This window comes from Rhodohalobacter sp. (assembly GCF_041686455.1).
Taxonomy (GTDB): Bacteria; Bacteroidota; Rhodothermia; order Balneolales; family Balneolaceae; genus Rhodohalobacter.
In genome coordinates this window covers 1-22,538 of record NZ_JAWLDW010000038.1, presented here as the reverse complement: position 1 = coordinate 22,538, position 22,538 = coordinate 1, and the positions used below count along the sequence as shown (strand labels likewise).

Genomic DNA, 22,538 nt, shown 5'->3' with positions numbered 1-22,538 from the left:
CAAATGTTCAGCGATATACCGTGCAGCCAGGTTCTTACTGTATGGAAATTGGAACCAACTCCCAGCAGGAGATGAACTCGAGTGCGCAAGCAGAACGAGGAATCGATAAGAAAGATATTCGCAGAGGAAAAGTTGATTCCAACGGTTTCCCGGATTTCATGAAATCGGCATCATTTAGCATCAGCAAGCGAAGCGCAAGAACCGGTCGTAATCCATCCGGTGACGAAGATATGGATAGTGATGGAGACGGAATCTATTTTGATCTGGAGATCGATCCGTTAGATCCGGATGATGACGGTGACGGATTTGGGGATGCTATTGAAATGGCAACGTACAGTATCAGCAAGCGAAGTGCGAGAACCGGTCGAAGTGCATCATCAAGGGGTGAAGAAATTAGAACAATGGAGGGAACTGATAGACAAATGGCTAGTGATGATGACCCATGTGGGCCGGGTGTGTGGGCCCGAACTACCGGAGGTAGTGAGAATTGTTCACCGGAAAACACAGGTCAGGATAACCCGCTAGCTCAGGAATCAGATTGGCAGGAAGCTCCGGATCTCGAAACTGAACCTTCAGATAATGTCCACCAATGGTCATATAATTTGAACTCAATGGCTGACGGTCAGAATATGCCGGGTGGAACTCTTACCGTGCTGTTCACCGGAGGGGAGTGGCATTTTAATGTTCATCTCGATCCGGATGATGATGGGGATGGGTTTGAAGATCTTATTCAGAATGGTTCGTTCAGCATCAGTAAACGGCAGTCGAGACAGTAGGTGGCAAAACCGGGTAACGGCATACGTTGTACGGTAAACGCATTGCGCTGGAATGTATCTACGTCTCATGTTATGGATTTTAAATGGGTTCTTAGAGATGTAATGCAGAGGAGCACCGGGATGAGGAGGGAGATGGGAGGCTGCGTCCTGCCGCTTGTAACCTGAAAAAACTCGTCGGGCGAACCGCCGTAAAAACACGCCGGGATTCGACAGACGAGGGAAATCGAATGTCGAATTTTGAAATGTACTGCAACATTAAGTCGGGGGATTTGAATTGAGGTTGCCCGAACGGTGAAGGAGCGATTTGCGAATGATGACTGATCAATGATAAATGGTGTAGCCATGAAACACATTATAGCCCATCAATAACCCGCCGAATAGAGAGATTGGTTTGAAATACTGGGTTTTGTTGAGGCGGTGCCTTTCGAAATGTGGTAAAGACGCGTAGTGCAGCTGAGCTGCATGGCTGTCGCCGCCGGAGCAGAGCTCCGGGACGAGGATAGGTCTGCCGGCTGAAGCTCATCGCCTAAACTACCCGTCAGCCTACAACTGCAGCATGCAGACGGGACGAAGCAACTGCCCCAGCGGGGGCAGCATGTTGGTAGCCGGGGGGGTGAAGTGAAACGAAACCCGGGGAATATGGCCGTTCCAAATTCTCCGCCGAATAGAGAGATTGGTTCGGAGTATCGAATAAATTTGAGGCGGACATCTCAAGCATTGAATTTGATCAAATATGTTCAAGTTGGGGTGAAGAGGTTTTGTGCAGCGGAGCTGCAGGCTGTCGTCCCCGGAGCGGAGCACCGGTACGAGGGGGTATGGGAGCCTGTGCCCTGCCGCTTGTAACCTGAAAAAACTCGTCAGGCGAACCGCTGCAAAAGAGCGCCTGGATTCGACAGACGAGGAAGGCCGTGCATTGTATAAATCCCGGTTAACCAATTCTAACATAAAGCGGTATCGACCTAAAAATACCCACCTATCTTATTTATCGTGCAAAAAATGTTAAATGCTTTCGAAGTGATTAAGAAAGCTTAAGATATAAAAAATTGTTTTTTATGATTTGAATATGGTTATTTCTACCTGTTTGGCGCCAAAAACTGTTGCGCTGATTCCTTTTACGATAAAATAAAATCATTCTATGGATAAGCGTTACAGACCTCTACTGAAACCGGTTCGTCTTCTTGGAGCACTGCTCCTAACATTCATTTTTGCCTTCCAACTTAATGCACAACAAACATCACCTCCGTTTTCGCTCGACCTCAATCTAGGCGGCGGACTGATTGGAAACCCGGACGTAAAGACTGCATTTCAGCCGGAAGTTGGATTACGTTTTCAACCCGGAAGATGGGGGGTAGGACTGGAATCGGGATTTTTCTCATTTGATCCGGCCTTTGACGCTAATGAGTACAGAAGCGGTTTTGAACAGTACACGGTGGTAGAGGAGTCAGCTGACAAATGGAATGCATTTTACATCAATGCCGGACCAAGATTTCGGTTCGGTAATCGGCTCCCTGTTCAATTCAATGCAGGATTTGATCTGGCGCTCAGCTACAAAAATCCCCCGGTTCAAAGTGTAAAATTTAACGATCCGGAAGGAAATTTTGCTGAAACGCCGCTTACCCTTGCAAATTTTGAACCTGATGAGGAATACAGTAAATGGACTGCAGCTATTCGTCCGCAGCTTCAGCTGGAGTTTTCTCCATTTCGAAGTAACCGTATTGGTTTTAACCTAAAGACAGGAATTCAGCACGAGTTAAGTGATCGCGAGTTTACCTACACAGAACGCAATTTGGAGCGGGTTCAGTCTGTGGATAGTCCGTTTGAAATGTTCTTCCAGTTTGAAAACGCCCCCGAAGTGGAGCGGACGGTATCGGCTCCCAAAACGAACTTTTTTGCGAACGTAGGAGTGAAGATTAATTTTGGAGGAAGTAAAGCACCTCAAACGGAGCCCCCGCTTTTTACAGAAAACGAGACTCAGGATCCTCCGGGTGAAGAAGATCCGACTGCAGGAGAGGAGGAAGACCCCGGTCAGGATGGAGAAGCGGAAGAGGAAGGTAATGACCCGCCGGAGAATGAAGAAGAAGGCGACGAGGAAGAGGAAGAAGATCAGGAAGAGCCCGACCAGCTCTTTGTAGGAGAAAACGGGGAGTTTGAAGTAGAAAACCTGACTATCAATGGAAACGGGCCATTTTCAGGTACCGGTGAGGTATTCGTCGATTGGCTTCAATCGTACATTTCTGTTGAATTTACCGGCATCACTGTGAATCCCGCCAACAATCATCTTACGTCGGGTCAGGTTACATCAGTTATTGATGCCAATGCGCCAGCCTATCCGAAAGCCTGGGCGTCGCCTCTGGCCACAAACTATGTAGCCTATAATCATCCTGAGGTAGCATCCGTGCATAACTATATGCTCCAGCAGCCTTTTTACGAGTATAACGGCAGCCCCATCACACCAACCGTTCTGGAAGCTCCGATCGGCGTAGAGCTGGATCCTGACAGCTGGTTTTCGATCATGGAGATCGTGTTTGAGTCGGATAAATCAAAGTTAAACGCATCCGTTGCTTACGAAACACCTGCCGACTGGAATAATGCGGATCTCGTAGGTTTTTCTGTCAAGGACATTGAGTTTCACCCGCTCAGTATCAGCTTTCAGCAGGGTCGGCTGGAGATTGTGGATGACCTGACGGTGGGCAACGCCAATAACGATATCAACTTTACCTTTATCTCGCCCGATGGGAATAACGTGGGCACGTTTATAGAATGGGATGAATACGGCTTTAATCTATTTGGCATTGAGATGGAGAGTGAATTTACGCGAGACTGGCTGCTGCCCGTCCCCGACAATGGCACTGATAAAGTAACAGCAACACTGAGCGGAACCGGTTATTACTGGAATAACCATATTTTGAGCGGCGATCTTGAAAAGGCTGAGTTTGTTGATGGGGCGGGAATGTCCATTGAGGCCAGTTCTCTAAACTATGATATGTCACATGATCTGAACCCGATCGGAATTGAATTTCCGGAGAACTATGCGGGACAGGACACCACAGTACTCTGGCGCGGATTTTACGCCAAGAATTTCACGATTGGTCTGCCTGAATCAATAGAAACGAATGCCGGCGGACCTCCCGAGGTTGGCGTGCAGGATATGATTATTGATCACCAGGGAGCAACCCTCACGGCCTTTGCCAACAATGTATACCAATATCCCAATGCGAGCGTGGCTGATCTGAATGTCAGCGTGGATACGGTAAATGTCAAAATTGAGACCAATACGTTTACCGAAGCGTACATTACAGGGCAGGTGGCGATACCGGCAACACATCCCGATTCACTGCAAAGCCCGCTGAACTACACCGGATTATTTGTGACCGGTTTTAGCACTCCGAATGGAAGTACATTTGAGATGACGGTAGATCCGTCCGGACCTATTTACACGAATATGCTAAAAGGGACTCTTACACTTGAGCCGTCATCGGTGATCACGGCATCTGTAGGAAATGGGGAGAAGTCGTTTGATATGGCCCTGAACGGTGACATAAATTGGGGTAATGTAGATTTGGACCCGATTACAAACATAAACATGGGTCTTGAATTTGCAGGACTTGGGTTTGACTACCAAAGCAATTCCGGGCTGAATTTCGCTATGGGATCGTGGAGCCTGGCCAGTCCCCAGAAGTTTATGCACAACTTCCCGGTGTCGTTCCAGGATATTCAATATATACCGCTGAACCCGGGACCGGGCGAGCTTTTGAAAGGAAAAATAGGCTTTACCACAGTTTTTAATCTGAGTGAGAATCTTGGCGGTCAGACCACCATGGGCGTTGGATTTGTAATTGATGACGATTCAGCCAACTTCAAGAAATTTGCGCCTCAGTATGACGGACTCACGGTTGATGAAGTGGTTGTCAACGCCAACCTGAATGCGGTAAATATCAACGGGCTCCTCTATTTTGATAATGACGACCCTATTTACGGTAAGCGCGTTGGCGGCAGCGTACAGGCAGAATTTACAGGTGCAGGTCTCAACATAGAGGCAGATGCACAGTTTGGTAACACATCTTACCAGAATGGCGGACAGCTCTACCGCTACTGGCAGGTGGATGTTCAGGCTGACTTTCCTGATCCCGGTGTTCCATTCCTGACAGGAGTGGCATTTCGCGGATTTGGCGGCGGAGCCTACAACAATATGGAAGTGGATGTTAGCCCGACCGGTGAACGAAGCTTCACCCCACTCAATAACATGTTTGGCTTTAACGCCGGAGCCACCATTGCTACTACTCCAGAAGAGCAGGGTTTCAATGCCGATGTAACGCTGATGGGCGAATTTAGCACTAACGGCGGGGGTATGACCTACGTTGGGTTTAATGGTGATTTTGGAACCGGTGCTTCTATCCAAGATCGTCGCAGTGGAAAAGGAAAAGTGTTTGGAAACCTATTGGTGGAGTATGTGTTTCCAACCAAGAATTTTACGTTTGCGGCAAACGCAAATATCAATACAGATCCGGTAAAAACCATTCCGGGTGAACCATTCAATCTTACATTCAACATAGATGGAATGGCAAATGAATGGAGCTTTAAAGCCGGAGTTCCAACCAACACAAATGATGTAGAGGTGCTTGGTGTGAACCTTTACGAGTATCTGATGCTGGGGAATTCAATTCCAAATCCAAATGGCTTCACCAATCGATTTGCCAGCAACTATGCGCAGCATTTCGGTTACAGCCCGAACAATGCCCATATGCAGGGTCAAGTCGACAACAACATGGCAGAGCTGGGTGCCGGTTTTGCTATGGGGCTTGGCTTTGAATTTGAGGCGTCTGGCAGCAAGCAGGTCTACTCAGGCGCCTGGCGCGACTGGTCGATTGGGTATGAGGCCGCGGCGGGAGCTGAGCTTCACCTCTCATTTCTTGAGTATGCCAGCTGTTCCGGTTTTAATGAATGGGGGATTAACGGTTGGCGAGCCGGCGGCGGTTTTGGATTTTATGCGTCAGTAAGTGCGTGGGCTCAGGGGTATCATCGAAATAACGAGGAGGTGGACAAATACCAAAACCTTGCAACACTAAAAGCAGGTGGATACATAACCGGAAAATTCCCGAAACCTGTGTATGCATCGGGTGCCGTAACCGGAAGCGCAACCGTGCTGAATGTATTTGATGTCAATTTTCATCAGCAGTTCCAATATGGAACCAACTGTTCGGGAGGTCCGGTTCAGCCAAATGTATATGTAACACCCGGCGATGCTGCTGGCGATTTTGACGGCGCTCTTGTGAATTACGTTGTGCCGCAGGCCTACTACAATTTTCCGTTGGAATCTCCGCTCAGTGTAAAATATGGGCTCATTCCGGATGAACAGTTCAGCGTACCCGAGACTCAGGCCAACGGTACGATTGAGATGAGAACATTTAAACTCGAGAAAACAGTAACGCTTGAAAAGAGTGATAACAGTGGAAACTATCAGGCGGAATCTCTTAATAGTTCAATAAATAACCTGGGGGAGTATCAGTATGTTATAGCCGGTCCTATCAGTGCTGCTCCGGTTGCTTTAGCACCGAGTCTGGTAGGAGTACAGAGCGGTGGTAATAGTCCTCCCGGCCAGCAACAAATGGCTCAAACATGGAATCCAAACCCTGCAGGTGGCGGTGGAACTATACCACAATATCAACAGGCGCCGGCGCAATTAGTTGGTGGTTCGGTTTCAAATAACAATCCACCAAATTATGGTAATCTTCCGCCGGAGTCACCGCCACCGGTCAACGATCTGGACGCGGACACCTGGTATAAATTTACGGTAGATGCTGTACTCATGGAGCTTGTGAACGGTAATTGGATGCCAGCTACAGATAACAGCGGCAACCCCATTACTCAAACAGAAGTCAAAAATTTCTACACCGGTGATCCAGGGCCATTGCAACCCTCAAGCCCAGGTGCGGTAACCTATTAAACCGGAGTGAATGTTATGAATCAAAGAATTATGGACTATAAAAAGATATCGATACTGATCGTCGTTCTCATCGGGATGAGCTGGCTGAATACCGCTGATGCCCAACAGGCAAATGAAGCTGAAATTCACCTTTTTGCCAGATATGTAGAAGGGAATGGCATCGAAATGCGGTGGCTTTCAGATAATAACGAGGTGATGCGAATAGGTACGGAATCGGGATTTGTTCTAGAAAGACGGGTTGCAGGAACCGGGTCTTTTCAAACCATTGAAACTGTACAGCCGCTTAACGAATCTCAAACAGATGAGCTCATTCAAACTACGGTCGGCGAGGGAAATCGTGCCGACCGTCTGCGGGTTGTAACGGAACTAAGGGATTCAGACACAGAACATCTGCCTGGAGATATTGATTTTCAAAATCGTATTGAAGATCTCTTAAACCGAAAAAGTGCCGAAGACTTTCGTACGATGACGTTTATGCTGAGTTCGTTCGAGGATTCCCTTGCAGCCCGCGTACTCGGTCTTTCTGCGACTGACACTAACGTGATGCAGGGGCAGACTTATGAGTACCGTGCCAGTCTGGCGAACCCCGGTGGACTGAATGCCGTATCAGTTGTGACTGAGATTACTGCAACAGAACAAACTGAAGAATATGAAGTGCCTATTTTAGTGAATGAAGGTGATGGTGAACTGTCATTCATCTGGGAGCAGCCTGAAAATTCAGTGGGAATGTATGTACAGCGGTCATTCAGCGAAAACGGCCCTTTTGAACCGCTGAATGAGGTTATTGAGCTGAATCTGAGAGGGAATCAGTATGAGGGTCCGCAGCGAGGAACATTTTTTGATAAAGAGTTAAACAACTATCGAAACTACCATTACAGATTTTACGGTCAGAATGTGTTTGGCGAACGGGTGCTTTTTGGTGAAGCCTCCGGTACGCCACGCGATCTGACGCCACCGCGTGAACCACTGCTTCTTCAGCCAAAACATGTAAGTGAAGATACAGTCCGTATAACCTGGGAGATGCCCGGTGCAGTAGACAACGATATTGCCGGTTTTGCAGTACTCCGGGGGGATGGAAGCAGTGAAGAATTTGTACGTCTTCATCCCGATTTGACTGACCCCAATCTCCGCGAGTGGATCGACCTCGATTTTGACCGCGATCTGGATACATACTATGCCATTCAGGCGGTGGATTCAGCCGGGAATGTGAGTTCATCAGCAGTCTTGCCGGTATCATACATTCGCTTTAATCCTCCTGTGAAACCTGAAGTTGGACAGGCAACAATTGGTGATGACGGGTCGGTAGAAATCATTATCAGCCCTGACCCTGGGGATGCCGTGGACGGCTATAAGATTTTTATGGCAAACGACCCCGAGCACGAATTTTCAGTTGTAAAAGAGATGTTTGGCGATTCGCTAATCACTCCGGGAAGCAGAACTGTTGTCCGCGATACGGTGATGCTGAATACGCTCACCCGAAATGTCTATTACAAGATTCGAGCATACGATGTGCATTTTAACGAATCGGAGGAGAGTGATGTCATCGCCCTTGAGCGGCCTGATATTGTGCCACCGCCGCGTCCGGTTTTCAAAAATATAGAGACCGGTGCTACAGAAGTGAACTTTGAAATTGCGCTGCCGTCAGTAGTTGATTTTCAAACTGCAACCTTGTACCGCAGGTCTGGTCCGGATAGTGATTGGCAAACCGTGCAAGTCTTCAGAGAAAAAACGGAAATAGTGCGTTATACTGACCCAAGACTTGAGCCCGGAGTAACTTATTTCTACCGGCTTCAGTCGGAGGATCAAAGCGGATTACTGTCGGACTTTTCAAATCCTGTTCAGGTTAGGACAGTGAACAGACGGTCGGTCAGCGTTGCCGAAAATCTTTCTGCACAATATGGTGATCGCGGTGCTGTACTTCGGTGGTCATATGGCGGTAGTGATGTCGATGAGGTATTTTTTGTGATCTATCGCCGAAGCGGAGATCGCGGTTTTCAGCAGGTTGGCCGGAGTGAATCTACAACCTTTACAGACCGCCGTGTACGTTCCGGGCGCCACGAGTACCAGGTGAGAGTTTATAGAAAAGATGGAAATCAAAGCGCGATGAGTGAGACGGTATCTGTTCAGGTGGGTGAGTAACTGAACTTCATGCAGCGGAGCTGCAGGCTTGTATTCGCCGGAGCAGAGCACCGGAAGATGAAAGGTTATGCGAACTGCGAATAACCGATGAATGTAAAACCGTACGACTGATCTGTGATTTGGAGATTACCCCAGAGGAGTAAAATATCAATAGTCCCAGGTGAAACCTGGGGTGAAAAAATGCACCACCATTCATCTGTCGAATAGAGGGAGTGGTTTGGGTTTTAGGTCGAGTTGAGGCGGTAGTCTTTCAATCATTATTTTAAACTGTATTTAGCGGGTCAGGCAGATTGAGACTTGCGACCTGTGGCCTGAAAAAACGCAGCAGAGCACCGGGACGAGGGAATGAAACTCGTCAGGCGAACCGTCGCAAAAACACGTCGGGATTCGACAGACGAGGGTTTCCTGCGAAGCACCGGGATGAGGTGTAACCAACGGGTTAGGTGACCCGTTGCACAGAGAATTGTGGGTGATCGATGGACTTATGACCGAATTGTGATAGATCATCTCAGAATAAAGAAATGGCGTAGCCATGTCATACGTTATAGCCCATCAATTCATTGATGGGTTTATTGGTAATCATCAATAATCCGCCGAATAGAGGGAGTGTTTGAAGTAACTGATTTTATAGAGGCGGTTCCTTACGAATTTGATATAATCAAATGCATTCAAATGAGGGTTGAGAGTTCTTTGTGCAGCAGAGCTGCAGGCTATCGTCGCCGGAGCAGAGCACCGGGACGAGGGGGAGATGGAAGCATGAAGCTTGCCTCTTGAGACTTGTAAAAACTCGTCAGGCGAACCGACGCAAAAGCCCGTCGGGATTCGACAGACGAGGGTTACCGAACGGTGATTTGGTTAAATGGACTTCCGATGTTTCAACTTGTGGTCTTTTAAATAAAAAATTGTACAACAAACGCCACACCCATGGCCATCAGGACGGAGAGAAGGGTTCCGATCAAAATGTACTCGGCGAAATTCCGATTGCCGAACTCCGGATAGCGTACAATTCCTTTAGCAGCCAATACAAAACCAATAGCCGTATACTGGCCCATCAGAATAAAGAGAAAGACAAAGATGCGTTCCAGGAATCCAATCACTCGACCGGTTCGGAACTCTTTTTCATCAATCTGTTGCTGATGTAATTCGCTGAGGGGAGCCAGTTGAAGTTTTTCCAGAATGTAACGGATCAGAAGATTAATCTCGTTAAGAATCATCAAAAACCCGAACAGAATTGCAAAACAGGCCATCCAGTTGATTGTGCCCCCGGTGCCTTCGGGATGGAAAAGACTGAGCAATATTTGCTCAAATCCGTTTATCCAGTTAGCGGGTTGCAGTTCAAAAAGAGGACTGGCTAAAATCCCAATGGCAAGGATGTCTACGAACAAGGCATCCATCCGGTTCCGATTAAGATTGGTGGAACTGAGCTCGAACAGTCGGTTGATTACCGGCCTCAGCAGCAGATAGATGATTAAAACGACCCACCCGGCTGTAATAGATAGAAAAGGAATAATAAGGAGGGGAAATATAGTTAGTCGAATAAAATCACCGGTGCCGGAGAGTGGTTTGTCGCGCAACGTGAAACGCAACCTGGAGAACAGAATCAGATTGAGTATGGCAAATAGTATCGTGTAGTTCATGGATTTACCATTTCGTTTACCTTTTGTGAAATGCAATCTGTAAAATCCTTAACCGCATCAAGTGTTCCGGCATTAATATTTTTGTAAACAGCCACTTCTGAAAGATCCAGGTCACGTGCTATTTTTTTTACTTCAAGATTCTCGTACCTCTTTTTTAAAATAGAAAAGCGGTTTTTATTCCACGTTCGTAAATTTCCGGCCAGAATTTGCAAACTGCTGTTCACTAAACGGTCAAAAGATTTGTCTTCTGTGGTCAGCGACAAGAGAATATCATTAATCTTCATCTCATCAATTCGGTTGCGAGCGGTGTGAAATGCAGGCCCATCCATTCCAAGCGATTGCTCGCGGTTGATTTCAGTAGTAATTTCACCCAGACTGATCGTAACCCGTACCCTCACAGGGTGAATCTCTGCAGTAAACGCCCAGATATCATGAAAAAGCTGATCCGCTGAACGATAGACGGCCTGGAATTCATCACCAAGCGTAATGGTGTAGGGCGAAAGCAGCTCCCCGGATTCTCGATTCAACTGATCAAATACATCTTCGAGCTGATTCTGTGTCTGCTTGCGCAGAGCCGGTTTCAAATCCTTTGATTCGATAATGTCACCAATAACGACGATATACTTATTCATAACTAACCGTAATAGTTAAAACAAACACTAATTAACTAAAATGGTTTAAAAAGTCAATTATTAACTGAAATGGTTTAACAGTCGCTTTTATTCTACTCCATCGCTTGATATACTTTCGATACAAATTCTCCTATTTTTGAACTTTCAATCCACCGAAGGACTATGACTAAATCGTTTTGCTCATCAACAACAATAAAATTCCCGCCAAATCCGGCAGCGTAGTAGACGTGATCCGGTACATCTGTCCAACGAGATTCATCATCCTGCAGCCACCAGAGATAACCATAGCGCGAATTAGAAGGAGATGGAGTAACAGACTTGTCAATCCATTCAGGTGAAATAATTTTTTGACCATTCCACAGGCCATTTCTTGCAAATAGCAGTCCAAAGCGTGCATGGTCGTAGGTGCTGATGAAAAGTCCGCCACCGTTATGGCCGCCTCCACTCACAGACTGCATTTCAATTCCGTCTATCATAACGAAAGAGTTGTCGTATCCAAACCAGCGCCAGGTGGTTGATGCCCCGATCGGATCCATAATCTCATTTTTAAGTACTTGAGGAAGCGGGTTTCGCCAGACTTGAAGCAAGGAGTAGGCAAGCAGGTTTACTCGAACATCATTGTATTTATAATGAGTGCCCGGCTCATATAGTTCTCGCATTCGCCAATCGTCAATATTACCCTCGCGCGGTGGTCGGTCTCCCCAGTCTTCCATCCCGAAAAGGGTACCTGACCAATCCGAAGACTGATTGAGAAGGTGCTCCCAGGTAATTTTTGAATTGTGCTCTCCGTCAAAGGTTCGATCCCAAACATACTCCGTCATTAAGTCATCGGTGCTGTGGATTAATCCACGGTCCCATGCTACTCCGGCAACGGCAGAAAGGTAGCTTTTTGTTACGCTAAAAGTCATATCCACCCGGTTCAAATCACCCCAGCTTGTTGCGATATGGCCGTCTTTGACGATCATACCGGCAGGCCCGCCACGCTCTCTTACCGGTCCGGCGAGGTAGTGATAGGGTTCGTGACTGAAACCTTTCAGAATTGCTATTCGAAGATCTTGCTCAACACTGTTTTCATTTTCCATAGCAAATTGGACAGCTTCATTCAGAGCTGATTCAACAAAGCCCAGTTCCTGTGGATTTTTTTCTGACCAGTTGTGTCCCAAACCGGCCGGCGGATAATAGAGATCCTGAGCAACGGCAGAGCATATTGAAATTGAAACGGATAAGACAAAGAGTACAAAACATTGAAAAGTAAAAGTTCGATATTTCATGGAGACTTTTTGTATAAGGTTTTTATGTGGCTCTATTTAGGTTATGGTGTACATTCATCACCATGCCTTTTAAAATAGATCTTTTTGCCAACCAGACAAGATCACTATTCACCACAATTTTAAGCAATAAAGCTGAATTTGCAATGTAAATCGGTAACAGAATTCTTCTGTATCATATGGCTTATCTTATTACCTTCTGAATAAATTGAGATGGATGGTAAACCTAAATTTTACAGAAACTAAAAAGACATGCTTGCTACGACTTTTTTGCAGACAAATTTGATCGAAAATTTAACGCGGATTCTGCCGGAACACATGCGGGGAGAAAGTGCAGAAGCCGCGTTGGGATTGGGTCTGATATTTTTGATCTCTGGGATTGTACACATTTTTATTCGCGTGTGGATTATCCGATTGCTAACTAAGTTTGATAAGAAGACAGAATCAGACTGGTACGCAATTCTGCTGAAGCAGCAACTTCCCCAGCGTGCACTGTTTATGATTCCGCTGTTGATTATTTACAACGGATTGGAGTTGGTGCCCGAATTCCACGAAGACCTTACAAGCTTTATTCTAAGGATCACAGCCGCATTGATGATTTTGGTAGGAGCTCGTGTATTTGATGCATTTTTATCATCGATTCACGCAATATATCTGAGACGGCATGATGCTCATTTGACCCCGATTAAAACCTATATTCAACTGGGAAAAGTGGTTGTTTATATATTGGCCGGATTTTTTATCATATCGAGCCTGGCTGATAAATCGCCATGGTACTTCCTCAGCGGTATTGGTGCCATCATGGCCATTATACTGCTGCTATTTCGGGATACACTTCTGTCATTGGTGGCAAGTGTACAACTCACGAGCAATGATCTGATTCGAGTTGGAGACTGGATTGATATGCCTCAGTTTGAAGCCGATGGTGATGTAATTGACATTGCATTGAATACCGTTCGTGTACAAAACTGGGATAAAACAATCACTGTTATTCCAACTCATAAATTTCTGGAGCACAGCTTTCGAAATTGGCGGGGCATGCAGGAGTCGGGTGGTCGCCGAATTATGCGTTCACTCAAAATTGATATTTCAACGGTTCGGTTTCTCTCATTTCAGGAGATACAAAAACTTAAAAATTCACATCTTCTATCAACATATATAAATGATAAAATGAAGGAGATCGGAGAGTACAATGAGAAGCATTTGAAAGGCTATTCATCAACGTTAACGAATGGACGATGGCTCACCAATATCGGTACGTTTCGAAAGTATGTGATTGAATATCTGAAAAATCATCCGAATGCCCGCCAAGACATGACCATGATTGTCCGTCAGCTTGAGCCAACCGAATCCGGCTTGCCACTGCAGATTTACTTCTTCACCAGTACAACCGCATGGGCAGAGTATGAAAGCATTCAGTCGGATGTATTCGATCACCTTTTGGCGATTGCTCCTGAATTCGGACTCAAAATTTACCAGCAGCCTACCGGATATGATTTGCGGGGCTTGAAACTACATGAGGATTGATGTTGACCCGAGGGGTAATAAATCTCAAGATCATCAAGATTTAAAAAAACTTAGGTCTTAAAAGGCTGATAAACCAGGGAGACAACCAATAAATTTAATTTTGGAATCATTCTGAGCTGGCTTATATTCATCGTAAATTTACGATAGAATGAATGATTTATCGTATCGTTTAAGTAATTCTCAAAAGATAGCGATGAAAATAAGGACACAATCACCCGAGAAGATCAAACAGTCAGTTAAAGAGAAGTATGCGAAAATCAGTGAACAAAATGGAGAAGCCGGATGCTGCGGACCAACGGATTGTTGTTCAACGGATAGCAGTGTGGACTACACCATTTTTTCTGATGACTACTCGAACCTTGAGGGTTACAATCCCGATGCGGATTTAAATTTGGGTTGCGGGCTGCCGACTGAATTTGCCAAAATGAAACCCGGTGATACAGTTGTGGATCTGGGCTCCGGCGCGGGAAATGACACTTTTGTTGCGCGCCAAGTAGTGGGTGAATCGGGCAGAGTTATCGGAATTGATATGACCGAAGCGATGATTCAGCGTGCTACCCTGAATGCTATCAAACTCAACTACATGAATGTCGATTTTGTTTTAGGCGACATCGAAGAGATGCCGCTCGATGATGCTATAGCCGATGTGGTTGTAAGTAATTGTGTTTTAAACCTGGTTCCGGATAAAGAGAAAGCCTTTGCCGAAACCTACCGTATTTTAAAACCGGGCGGACATTTTAGTATTTCAGATGTGGTGGTTTCCGGAAACTTACCTGATCAAATCAAGGAGGACGCAGAGATGTACGCAGGTTGCGTGGCCGGAGCGATCGACAAGGATGAGTATTTAAAGATTGTAAAGGATACCGGTTTTAAAAATATTACCATTCAGAAACTGAAGGAGGTTCAGCTTCCGGATAAAATGCTTCTGAACTATCTCAAGATGGAAGAACTGAAAGAATTCAGATACTCCGATACCGGAATTTACAGCATCACGGTGTATGCGGAGAAATGAGAGAAATAATACGAGACCTGTCAGGTTTTCAAAACCTGACAGGTCTTAATCCGGAAATAAATTAAACCAATAAACAGTGATAGAATCCAACCTGCCAGCGTTGGGTAATAGAGATCACAACTTACGCTGACATGATCCCGAAAGCTTTTGGGAACGCTGCCAGGTCTGATCTTCCAAAAGAGTAAAATCAAAAACAATCGAATCATGATAGAAGCCAAACCCATTAAACTGGGCAATCCCGCAATTGAGCGGTCTGCAGCAATAGCCAAAGCGTTGGGTCATCCGGCGCGGATTGCTATTCTCAAGATATTGGCCCAGAGAAATACCTGCTTTTGCGGAGATATTACCGAAATTTTGCCGCTTGCACAGTCTACGGTTTCACAACATTTGAAAGCGTTGAAAAAAGCCGGATTGATAAAGGGAGAAGTAGAAGGAGTCCGAACCTGCTACTGCCTGAATCCCGATGGTGTGAAGGAGCTGAAAAGTTTGCTCTCGGAGTTGTCTGATGAGCTGACTCAAACCTGTTGTTAACCCCGAATAGATATAGAAGACCTGTCAGCGTATGAAGCGAAGTGAAATTCCTGACAGCGTCAGTTTTGTGAAACATTATTATTCAACGCTGGGAGGAACCCTCCAAAAGCAGCCAGATACGTTGTTTGATTGGATTATCCCCTCTTGAGAGGGGACAGTCAGGTGAGCGTAAAGCGAAACTGACAGGAGTGTGTTAACAAGCTTGGTGATGGGCGTAATTTATGTTTCTTGTACTACATAACCGGGAACACACCCCTCGCTTTATGAATCGCGCTTTGCGCTTTCATACAAACTTTTCCCCTCTCGAGAGGGGATGTCTATGAATTAATCAAATTTTGCTAGTCCTTTAAAAATCAACTGTCAATCCATCAACATGTACACAAAACTTAAAAATTACATCACTGAGTTGACTCAGAATTTTGATAGTATCCCGAATGAACGGAAAAACACACTGCAGGATGTTTCGGACTATATATCCAAGAGTTTGAAAGAAAATGAAACGGTTAAGCTGAACTTTATCTGCACACACAATAGCCGGCGGAGTCATCTGGCGCAGATCTGGACTCAAACGGCTGCTACTCATTACGGAATTGAAAGCGTTGAAACTTTTTCCGGCGGAACAGAAGCAACGGCTTTCAATCCAAGGGCCGTAGCCGCTATAGAACGAGCCGGATTTCACGTAAATAGCCCGGTCGGAAAGAACCCGAGGTATGAAGTGAGAATTGCAGAGGATGCAGATCCTATGTACTGTTTTTCAAAAACCTTTGATCATGAAGTCAACCCGGATAATAACTTTGCCGCAATTATGACCTGCTCGGATGCAGATGAAAACTGTCCGTTTGTTCCGGGTGCTACCTACCGGAAACCGGTGACCTACCGGGACCCAAAAGAGTCGGATGGAACAGGTCATGAAAAAGAGACTTATGATGAACGCTGCCGTCAAATCGGGACCGAGATGTTTTATATGATGAGCCGGGTTTAGTTTTTGTTAAGTCCGTCAGACCGCTTTGCGCGGTCAGTCGGATGAACTACAACCAAGACCTGTCAGCATCTGGAGCGAAGCGGAATTTCTGACAGCGTCGATTTTTGAAACTATCATTTTTTAAACGCTGACAGGAATCCTCCAAAAGCGGTCGGATACGCTGTCAGGTTGATTAAATCATCCCCTCTTGAGAGGGGACAGGCAGTTGAGCGCATAGCGAAACTGACAGGGTTGTGTTTAGTAATATGGATTCGCTCTCGAACCAATTCAGAAGAAATTATCTGTCTGACCACTTTAAGCATACTCACGGTTAAACAGAAAGAAATCAAAAAAAGATGAAAATGACCGATCAAAACTATTACGACATGTGGAAAATGGGGCGAACCCGTTTGACAAATCAGCTGGACAAGATTTCGGAAGAAGATCTGCTAAAAAGGGTTCAAAGTGAATCTAACAGTGTGGGTTGGCTGTTGCGTCATATTGCGGAAGTGGAGCTTCTCTTCGCTAAAAATGTTTTTGAGCGAGACTTAAATGTAAAGGCGCAAACCATTGGTTCCATCGCCAAAGACCGCGGACAGTTTAAGGAATTGGAACCTTTGCTGGAACTTATTGAAAGAGCGGAAGAGGAATTGGGTTCAGCCATTCAGGAGATAGAAGAGTGGGATGATGAGGTTACCACGGCGGAATTTGGAACAGTGACCCGAGCTGAAGCACTTGGCAGAATTATGACGCATACCGCTTATCATGCCGGTCAAATTTCGCTGGCGAAGAAGTATGGGAAATAATAGACTCATATCCCCGTCAGACCGTTACTTGCGGTCAGACGGATGAGCAAGACCTGTCAGTATCTGGAGCGAAGCGGAATTTCTGACAGCGTCGATTTTTGAAAGTATCATTTTTTAAACGCTGACAGGGGTGTGTTTAGTCAAAGCTAAACGTCTTCGTCAAAAACACTTGAAGCGGTCTGACAGATAGATTAGTGACATTAAAAAAAGCTCCATCGGAGTGGGTGGACACATAGCCCAGGGTTTTAACCCTGAAAAAAGAATTGTACCAAAATTAGAAAAGCTCCGAGGAGCGACACTCTATTTCTGCTGACATGAGAGTCAAGAAAATAGATCGATTTTGAGATTATGATTGGAACTGCAAATCATTAATCGTAAGTTTGCGATTAATTAAGAAATTATGACCACCAAGAACAAAATGAAACAAATGAGTAATCAAACCGAGACTAAGACAATTATTGAAGTTTATGACCCTGCCATGTGCTGCAGCACCGGTGTATGCGGACCGGACGTGGATGATGAATTGGCAGATTTTGCAAATGATGTGAAATGGCTGAAGTCACAAGGTATTGAATTGAAGCGGTACAATTTGGGACAAGAACCGGAGGAGTTCAAGATGTGTGTGCCGGTATTGACAAGGCTTCAAAAGGAGGGGTCTGACGTACTTCCAATTATCTTGGTAAATGGGGAGATGGTATCGGAGGGCGGTTATCCGGATCGATCCACTTTGATGGAGTGGGCCGGATTGAACGGTTCCAAGGAAGATACATTATCTTCAGAACAACCCCTGGATCAAACTGCAAAACCACTCTACAACGAGAAGGTAGATATACTGGTAGCAATCGGCTCAGCCGTAGCATCGGGTAGTGATCCAATTTTACGGGAGATGTTTGCCAAAGGTAAAGAGGAAGGAATTTCTCAGGACGATATGGCCAAGGCGATGCAGTCCGGTTTGAATGTGCGTCAGGTACCACTGTCAGAAATTGTTGAAACGGCGAACGAGTTACTTGGTGTGCCGTCTAATGGATGTGCGCCAGGAAGCGGATGTTGTTAATACCCGTCTGACCGCTTGGAGCGGTCTGCCGGATGCTATGAAATCCAGACTTGTGAGTGTCTGTAACAAAGTGCTCATTTTTGAACAAGTAATGAAAATTCTGACAGTTTCGGTTTGAAACTGAAGCATAAACTCAACGCTGACAGATCCGGTTGGTGCTGTCAGGTTGATTAAATCATCCCCTCTGGAGAGGGGACAGACGATTGAGCGTTTAGCGAAACGGGCAGGGGTGTGTTTAGTAAGATGGATTTGCTTTCGAACCAATTCGGAAGAAGAACTTATCCCTTTGACTGTTTTAAGCGTGCTGACGGAAATTTAAAAAATATAAACCATCCCTTAGTCCTCTCCTTAAAAAGGAGTGAAAAATTGCAGTAAGCCCGATTTTTAAAAATGATTACAACGCTGACAGGAATCCTTCAAATACAGTCGGATACGCTGTCAGGTTTCAAGATTTCCATAAATATATTGTAAACTCAAAAAGAATCATTTAGATGTTACCACAAATTACACCATATATTTTTTTCACCGGAAAAGGAGGCGTTGGTAAAACATCGCTTGCAAGCGCTACATCAGTTAAACTGGCCGATGAAGGAAAGTCAGTGTTGTTGATTAGCACAGACCCCGCCTCAAATTTAAAAGAAGTGCTGGAAACGGATGTTACCGAAAAGATCACGCCCATTGAGGGAGTCGAGAACCTTCATGCAGTTAACATCGATCCGGAGTTATCGGCCGAAGAATACCGCAACCGTGTAACGTCACCGATGGAGGGAATTCTGCCGGAAGAGGAGATCAACAAGATACGGGAAGAGCTTTCAGGAGCTTGTACTACAGAGATTGCCGCTTTTGATGAATTTGCACGATATGTTGCAGGGGATGGTGAAAATCAGCCATATGATGTGATTGTCTTTGATACGGCACCCACCGGACACACGCTGCGTCTTTTGGAACTGCCGGCTGCCTGGAGTGAATTTATTGAATCAAATCCCGATGGAGCCTCTTGCATTGGCCCGTCCTCGGCACTGAAAACCAGTCAGGCGCGATACCAGAAAGTAGTGGATCGTTTGAAGGATAAAGATGCCACAACGATCTACCTGGTCACACGTCCCGATGAATCCGCACTTCGAGAAGCTGATCGATCAGGACTGGAACTGAAGGAGATGGGGCTGGCAAATCAGCTGCTTCTTATCAATGGCTATTTTGAACCGGTGGATGAATCGGATCCATTTGCTCAAAAAATGAAAGAGATGGCAGACCAGACACTGGAAAACATGCCGGATCGCCTTAAAGGGATGAAGCAAATTACATTTCCGCTTCGGCCATATAATCTTCTCGGGATTGAAAAGCTTCGAAAAGTGTTTGATCCGCTCGATAAAGAGGAGATTAAAAATTACAGCGAATCTATGTTGACCGAAGATCATGAGAGTGACTTCCCGGGACTTGAGGAGATGGTTGAGGATATCATCGATGATAAGGATCACGGACTGGTAATGACAATGGGGAAAGGCGGTGTTGGTAAAACAACCGTTGCTGCAGCCATTGCGCTTCGGCTTGCTCAGAAAGGCTTTCCGGTTCATCTCACAACAACCGACCCTGCGGCCCACTTGATGGACCATCTTGGAGATATGAAGTTGCCGGAAAATCTGGAGGTTAACCGGATTGATCCTCATGCCGAGAAAAAAGCATACATCGAAAAAGTTCTAAAGCAGAAAGGCAGCAACAAAACGGAGGAGGAGCTGAAGCTGCTGAAGGAGGATCTGGAGTCGCCCTGCACTGAAGAGGTTGCCGTATTTCAGGCATTTTCAAAAGCAATTCACCAGGCGAAAAGGAAATTTGTGGTGGTCGATACGGCACCAACCGGACACACCCTGCTCTTGCTCGATACGACCGGGAGCTACCACCGGGAAGTTCTGCGAAATACCGCTATGGATTCGGATAACCTCAGAACACCGTACATGTTCTTGCAGGATTCTGATTACGCAAAACTGATTATCGTATCCCTTCCGGAAACCACCCCGATTACCGAAGCAGCAAAACTTCAGGATGATTTGAGAAGGTCAGGAATTGAGCCCTATGCGTGGGTAGCTAATCAGAGTATGTCTGCAACAAATATTTCTGATCCACTACTCAAACAGCGAGCAGCAGCAGAGGTGCCTCTATTGGATGAAATCGATAAAAATCATGCAAAAAAACTGTATGCGATTCCATGGATTTCTGAGCATCATGTTTTACAAACACTCATATCACAACAGGAAAAGGACGTTATTGCTTGAAAAAATGTGGCTGAGCCATAACTGATTCTGAATAAATATCATCTAACCGAAATTATACAGAATAATAGTGACTGAAGAGAATAAATCGATCGACTTTTTTGAAAAATACCTCACCGTCTGGGTTTTACTCTGTATTGCTGTTGGAATTGGCCTTGGATATGTTTCGGGTGATTCCATTGAGGTACTTAGCGACTTCAACCTCTACAATGTAAATATTCCCATCGCCATTTTAATATGGGCGATGATCTATCCGATGATGCTGCAAATTGATTTTGCCTCATTGAAAGACATTGGTAAATCTCCTAAAGGGGTTGTTTGGACCGTGATTATAAATTGGGCGATTAAGCCGTTCACAATGGCCTTCTTTGCGTGGATTTTCTTTTACCATATTTACGGAGCGTGGATTGACCCATCCATGGCTCAGGAATATATAGCCGGAGCAATCTTATTGGGAGCTGCCCCCTGTACAGCTATGGTTTTTGTGTGGTCGTATCTATCTGATGGCGACCCAACCTACACGCTGGTACAAGTATCCGTAAACGATATCTTGATCCTGATCCTCTTTATTCCCATTGTAGCATTTTTATTGGGTATTACAGATATCGCCATTCCGTACAACACCTTGGTAACATCCATTGTAGCGTTTGTGGTGATTCCGTTGGTTGCCGGTTATCTCACACACAAAATACTGGTGAGAAAGAAAGGAATGGAATGGTACACCAATCATTTTTTGTCCAAATTTAAACCCGTTTCTATCAGTGCCCTTTTGCTAACGTTAATTCTGCTTTTTGCCTACCAGGGAGATCGGATTTTAGACGATCCAGTTGTGATTTTACTCATCGCCGTTCCCCTTATCATTCAAACCTATTTCATTTTCTTTGTGGCATGGTACGGGGGTAAATGGCTTAAACTAAACTATCAAACCTGCGCACCCGGCTCCATGATTGGTGCCAGTAACTTTTTCGAACTGGCGGTTGCTGTGGCGATTATGCTTTTTGGTATTCAATCCGGTGCCGCTCTGGTTACGGTGGTTGGCGTACTAATCGAAGTGCCGATCATGTTGTCATTGGTTAAATTCGCCAACAGCCAGAAAGCAAGCTACACGGTAGCTGATTAGATTAATCTGCACTCACCATAAAGTTAATGACCGCAGAGGAGCCTGGCTTAATTATCATAAGCCAGGTTCGGCCCAAGCCACCGCTCGATCTCTTCCACACTCATACCTTTCCGCTTGGCATAATCTTCTACCTGATCGCGCTGAATATTTCCAAGATTGAAATATTTGGCCTCCGGATGGGCAAAATAGAGTCCGCTTACAGAAGACGCCGGCGACATGGCCAGATGTTCAGTCAATGAAATTCCGGTAATCTCCTCAACAGCCAGAAGATCAAACAGTGTGCGTTTTTCGGTGTGATCGGGCTGAGCCGGATAACCGGGAGCCGGACGAATACCGCGATACTTCTCACGGATCAGTTCATCGTTGTCAAAGTCTTCAGCCTTTGCGTAGCCCCATAACGATTTTCGAACTTCCTGGTGGAGATATTCAGCAAATGCTTCGGCCAGGCGATCTGCAATTGCTTTAGTCATAATGGCGTTATAGTCATCATGATCGGCTTGAAATTTTTTCACCAGTTCACGAACTCCGTGACCGGTAGTGACCGCAAATGCACCTAAATAGTCTGCTTTTCCTGAATCTTTAGGTGCGATAAAATCAGACAGAGCTTTATTGGGTTGGCCTGATCGTTTTTTAGACTGCTGGCGAAGCGTGTGGAATGTTGCAATAACTTCATCCCGCTGCTGATTTTGATAGAGTTCAATATCGTCACCGACTGAGTTAGCCGGATAAAGTCCGATAACCCCATGAGCCGTAAACAGTTTTTCATCAATAATTTTATCGAGCAGGTGATTGGCTTCATCAAATAGTTTGCGAGCTTGAGCTCCGGCATGATGGTCCTGTAAAATATCCGGAAAGTTGCCTTTC

14 protein-coding genes and 1 pseudogene are annotated in these 22,538 nt (G+C 45.6%); 11 read left to right on the top strand and 4 right to left on the bottom strand.

Features of this window, described 5'->3' with window-relative positions:
• The 3 genes and pseudogenes from ACESM0_RS06660 to ACESM0_RS06650 all read left to right on the top strand — a co-directional run.
• Positions 1–776, top strand: a pseudogene (locus tag ACESM0_RS06660) (hypothetical protein); the annotation flags it as partial.
• A 1,135-nt stretch (positions 777–1,911) separates the two neighbouring features.
• Positions 1,912–6,720: a hypothetical protein gene (locus ACESM0_RS06655; RefSeq protein ID WP_372904873.1), complete on the top strand. Its 4,809-nt coding sequence runs from the start codon at positions 1,912–1,914 to the stop codon at positions 6,718–6,720.
• 15 nt (positions 6,721–6,735) lie between these two features.
• Positions 6,736–8,859, top strand: a complete 2,124-nt coding sequence (locus ACESM0_RS06650; protein WP_372904871.1) for a hypothetical protein — start codon at positions 6,736–6,738, stop codon at positions 8,857–8,859.
• An 890-nt stretch (positions 8,860–9,749) separates the two neighbouring features.
• Here ACESM0_RS06650 and ACESM0_RS06645 read toward each other — a convergent pair.
• From ACESM0_RS06645 to ACESM0_RS06635, 3 genes are all read right to left on the bottom strand, one after another.
• The gene (locus ACESM0_RS06645; RefSeq protein WP_372904869.1) at positions 9,750–10,496 is read right to left on the bottom strand and encodes a hypothetical protein; all 747 of its coding nucleotides are present in this window, start codon (positions 10,494–10,496) and stop codon (positions 9,750–9,752) included.
• Positions 10,493–11,128, bottom strand: a complete 636-nt coding sequence (locus ACESM0_RS06640; RefSeq protein ID WP_372904867.1) for a SatD family protein — start codon at positions 11,126–11,128, stop codon at positions 10,493–10,495. The genes ACESM0_RS06645 and ACESM0_RS06640 overlap by 4 nt, the downstream gene beginning before the upstream one ends.
• Positions 11,129–11,220: 92 nt before the next feature.
• Positions 11,221–12,399, bottom strand: coding sequence for a serine hydrolase domain-containing protein (locus ACESM0_RS06635; protein ID WP_372904865.1), 1,179 nt, complete (start codon positions 12,397–12,399; stop codon positions 11,221–11,223).
• 249 nt (positions 12,400–12,648) lie between these two features.
• Here ACESM0_RS06635 and ACESM0_RS06630 point away from each other — a divergent pair, with 249 nt between their 5' ends.
• From ACESM0_RS06630 to arsB, 8 genes are all read left to right on the top strand, one after another.
• Entirely contained in the window at positions 12,649–13,923 is a 1,275-nt protein-coding gene (locus ACESM0_RS06630) for a mechanosensitive ion channel family protein (protein ID WP_372904863.1), read from the top strand.
• Positions 13,924–14,116: 193 nt separating this feature from the next.
• Positions 14,117–14,935, top strand: a complete 819-nt coding sequence (locus tag ACESM0_RS06625) for an arsenite methyltransferase (RefSeq protein WP_372904861.1) — start codon at positions 14,117–14,119, stop codon at positions 14,933–14,935.
• 204 nt (positions 14,936–15,139) lie between these two features.
• Positions 15,140–15,466, top strand: a complete 327-nt coding sequence (locus ACESM0_RS06620) for an ArsR/SmtB family transcription factor (RefSeq protein WP_372904859.1) — start codon at positions 15,140–15,142, stop codon at positions 15,464–15,466.
• Between the two features lie 373 nt (positions 15,467–15,839).
• Entirely contained in the window at positions 15,840–16,448 is a 609-nt protein-coding gene (locus ACESM0_RS06615; RefSeq protein WP_372904857.1) for a protein-tyrosine-phosphatase, read from the top strand.
• 335 nt (positions 16,449–16,783) lie between these two features.
• Entirely contained in the window at positions 16,784–17,233 is a 450-nt protein-coding gene (locus ACESM0_RS06610) for a DinB family protein (RefSeq protein ID WP_372904855.1), read from the top strand.
• Between the two features lie 400 nt (positions 17,234–17,633).
• Entirely contained in the window at positions 17,634–18,287 is a 654-nt protein-coding gene (arsD, locus tag ACESM0_RS06605; protein ID WP_372904854.1) for an arsenite efflux transporter metallochaperone ArsD, read from the top strand.
• A gap of 491 nt (positions 18,288–18,778) precedes the next feature.
• On the top strand, positions 18,779–20,557 hold the full coding sequence (gene arsA, locus ACESM0_RS06600; RefSeq protein ID WP_372904852.1) for an arsenical pump-driving ATPase: 1,779 nt from the start codon (positions 18,779–18,781) through the stop codon (positions 20,555–20,557).
• A gap of 67 nt (positions 20,558–20,624) precedes the next feature.
• A complete protein-coding gene (arsB, locus tag ACESM0_RS06595; RefSeq protein WP_372904850.1) occupies positions 20,625–21,674 on the top strand; it encodes an ACR3 family arsenite efflux transporter in 1,050 nt (349 codons plus the stop codon).
• 47 nt (positions 21,675–21,721) lie between these two features.
• Here arsB and ACESM0_RS06590 read toward each other — a convergent pair.
• A partial coding sequence (locus ACESM0_RS06590; protein WP_372904848.1) for a vitamin B12 dependent-methionine synthase activation domain-containing protein occupies positions 21,722–22,538 on the bottom strand: 817 nt, incomplete at its 5' end.

What these genes read in the sequence shown, in the direction of transcription:
- ACESM0_RS06655 (WP_372904873.1), top strand. Translation starts at nt 1,912, where the DNA reads ATGGATAAGCGTTACAGACCTCTACTGAAACCGGTTCGTCTTCTTGGA.
- ACESM0_RS06650 (WP_372904871.1), top strand. Translation starts at nt 6,736, where the DNA reads ATGAATCAAAGAATTATGGACTATAAAAAGATATCGATACTGATCGTC.
- ACESM0_RS06645 (WP_372904869.1), bottom strand. Translation starts at nt 10,496, where the DNA reads ATGAACTACACGATACTATTTGCCATACTCAATCTGATTCTGTTCTCC.
- ACESM0_RS06640 (WP_372904867.1), bottom strand. Translation starts at nt 11,128, where the DNA reads ATGAATAAGTATATCGTCGTTATTGGTGACATTATCGAATCAAAGGAT.
- ACESM0_RS06635 (WP_372904865.1), bottom strand. Translation starts at nt 12,399, where the DNA reads ATGAAATATCGAACTTTTACTTTTCAATGTTTTGTACTCTTTGTCTTA.
- ACESM0_RS06630 (WP_372904863.1), top strand. Translation starts at nt 12,649, where the DNA reads ATGCTTGCTACGACTTTTTTGCAGACAAATTTGATCGAAAATTTAACG.
- ACESM0_RS06625 (WP_372904861.1), top strand. Translation starts at nt 14,117, where the DNA reads ATGAAAATAAGGACACAATCACCCGAGAAGATCAAACAGTCAGTTAAA.
- ACESM0_RS06620 (WP_372904859.1), top strand. Translation starts at nt 15,140, where the DNA reads ATGATAGAAGCCAAACCCATTAAACTGGGCAATCCCGCAATTGAGCGG.
- ACESM0_RS06615 (WP_372904857.1), top strand. Translation starts at nt 15,840, where the DNA reads ATGTACACAAAACTTAAAAATTACATCACTGAGTTGACTCAGAATTTT.
- ACESM0_RS06610 (WP_372904855.1), top strand. Translation starts at nt 16,784, where the DNA reads ATGAAAATGACCGATCAAAACTATTACGACATGTGGAAAATGGGGCGA.
- arsD (WP_372904854.1), top strand. Translation starts at nt 17,634, where the DNA reads ATGACCACCAAGAACAAAATGAAACAAATGAGTAATCAAACCGAGACT.
- arsA (WP_372904852.1), top strand. Translation starts at nt 18,779, where the DNA reads ATGTTACCACAAATTACACCATATATTTTTTTCACCGGAAAAGGAGGC.